General features: G+C 65.2%; 1 protein-coding gene. It reads right to left on the reverse strand.

Translation table 11 applies throughout. From position 1 onward, the window contains the following. Positions 1 to 2,651: condensation domain-containing protein (locus DQW85_RS00710; RefSeq protein WP_240196832.1), on the reverse strand; the 2,651-nt coding region annotated here is incomplete at its 3' end. Positions 2,652 to 2,673: the final 22 nt, after the last annotated feature.

The raw sequence follows: 2,673 nt of genomic DNA on the forward strand, positions 1-2,673 counted from the left end.
CGCAACCGCTCCAGCAGATCCACCGCGAACGTGATCGGATAGTTGCCCTGCTCCAGCGACTCCACCGAAGCGAACACGCCGCCCTCAGCCACCGCCGACTCCGGCAACTCCTCCTGCGGGTAGTTGCCGAACACCATGATGCTGTCGAACAGCGAGGTCCCACGAGGGACGGCCGAATAGCGCTGGATATCCACCAGCGGCGTGTACTCGAACCGCTGCAACGCGACCTGGTTGTCCTGCAACTCCCGAAGCCACTCGATGAACGCCACATCGGAAGGCACCCGAGCGCGCAACGGCAGCGTGTTGATGAACAACCCGACGATCGACTCCATCCCGGACAACTCCGCCGGACGACCCGACACCGTCAGACCGAACATCACATCGGACTCACCGCTATACCGCGACAACAGCAGCGCCCACCCGGCCTGCACCACGGTGCCCAACGTCACCCGAGCCCGCCGCGCCAACGCCACCAGACCAGCCGTCACCTCACCCGACAGCTCAACCTGCCGCTTATCCTGCGCCCAGTGCTCGCTGACCTGCCGATCCACCGGCAACGCCGTCGGCGCCTCAAACCCCGCCAGATAACGTCGCCAGAACTCCTCCGCGTCCTTCGGCTCCTGCTCTCGCAACCACGCGATGAAGTCCCGGTACGGCCGCACCGCCGGCAAAGACAACGGCTCCCCCACCAGCAGAGCCTCGTAAACCTGCGACACCTCGTCCATGACGATGGGCAGACTCCACCCATCGAAGGCACCCTGATACAGGCACCACACCATCCAGTACCGGTCATCACCCCGATCGACCAGATACACCCGCATCAACGGCGGACGCGCCAGATCGAACCCACGCTCACGATCAGCAGCCAGCAACGATTCCAACCGGCCCTGCTGCACCTGCGCATCATTGGCGTCGGACCAGTCCGCCACCTCGAACGGCACCTCGACCCGGTCATAAACCACCTGAACCGGCTCGGGCACACCCTCCCAGACGAACGCGCTCCGCAGCGCCACGTGCCGTTCCACGACGACATCCCACGCCTGCCGCAACAGCCGCGCATCGAGGGCACCGGTGAACTCGTAGACGCCCTGCGCCCAATACACGCCCCGCCCATCCGCCGGCGCCTCGACCACGTGGAACAGCATCCCCTGCTGCACCGGAGCCAACGGATACACATCCTGAATCCGCCCACCACCCGGCAACGCATCCACCGCCGCCTGATCCAACCTCACCAACGCGAAATCCGACGGCGTGAACCCACCCGCCCCCGGCAACAGACAATGCTCCACCAACGCCCGCAACGCCCGCACATAGCTCTCCGCGACCCGCTCGATCGTCTCGGCACGATGCAGACCCCTGCAGAAGTACCACTCGAACGCCATCTCGCCATCGGCCGTCTGAAACGCCTCGATCTGCAACACATGCGAACCCGTCTCACCACTGGGCCCACACAACTCCGGCGACAACTCCCGAACCAGCAACCCCACCGCCTCATCACCGGCGACGTCAGCACCACCCATGTAATTGAACAGAACCTGCCGATCCGCCACCTGACCCAGCTCACCCGTCAGATAACGCAGGGCCCCATAACCCACACCACGATCAGGACTACCGCGCAACTGCTCCTTGACCGACTTGAGCACCACCGCCGGATCGCCCAGATCGGCAGCAGCCAACCTGACCGGGAAGATCGAAGTGAACCAACCCACCGTCCGCGACAGATCGACCTCTTCAGCGATGGCCTCCCGACCATGACTCTCCAGATCGATCGTCACCGCATCGGTGCCCGCCCACTCACCCAACGCCTGCAACAGCCCGGCCAGCAACACATCGTTGATCTGCGTCCGATACGCCCTGTGCACCCGCGTCAGCAACGCCGAAGTCGTCTCGGCATCCAGCGAAACCCGCACGACCTCATCCGCCCGCTCGCCACCGCCTCCAGTCTCATCAACCGGCACGGCGAAGCCGGATTCCACCTGCTGGGTCCAGTACGGCAGCTGTGCTCGCACCTCATCCGAGGCGGCATAGCTCTGCAGCTTCTCCGCCCACTGCTGGAAGGACGTCGTCTTGGCAGGCAGCGGCTCGCCTCGGTAAGCGCTGTCGAGGTCCTCCAGCAGGACGTTCCACGACACGCCATCCATCACCAGGTGATGAACAGTGATCCCCAGCCAGCCCGGCTCCTCGCCCCGATCGAAGTAGACCACCCGGATCAACGGCCCATCGGCCAGGCTCAACGACGTCTGCGCGAGCGTCATCCGCTCGACGACCTGGGCCTCAACCATCCCGACCGCATCCACGACCGAGAAGATCTCCGCCAACTCGCGCTCAACAATGCGCTGCGCCCAAGCTTCCCGAACCGGGTCATAGACGAACCGGATCCGCAGCGCGTCATGATGCGCCACCACAGCATCCACCGCACGCGCCAACGCCGAGGCATCGGCCCCAGGCGCGAGCTCGAACATGCCCGACCAGTTCCAATGATCACGATCAGCGATGTCCTGACCGACGAACCAATGCTGGATCGGCGTCAACAACACCGGCCCCGACACCGCCCCCTGCTCGGCCAGCACCGGCGTGGCCGTAAGCCGCACCGACCCGGCCAGCTCACCCACACTCTGCCGCGCGAACACATCCGCCACATCCAGCCGCAACCCCGCCGCCCTGGCCCGAGCC

Origin of the sequence: Nonomuraea lactucae, assembly GCF_003313395.1 — a bacterium.
Taxonomy (GTDB): Bacteria; Actinomycetota; Actinomycetes; order Streptosporangiales; family Streptosporangiaceae; genus Nonomuraea; species Nonomuraea lactucae.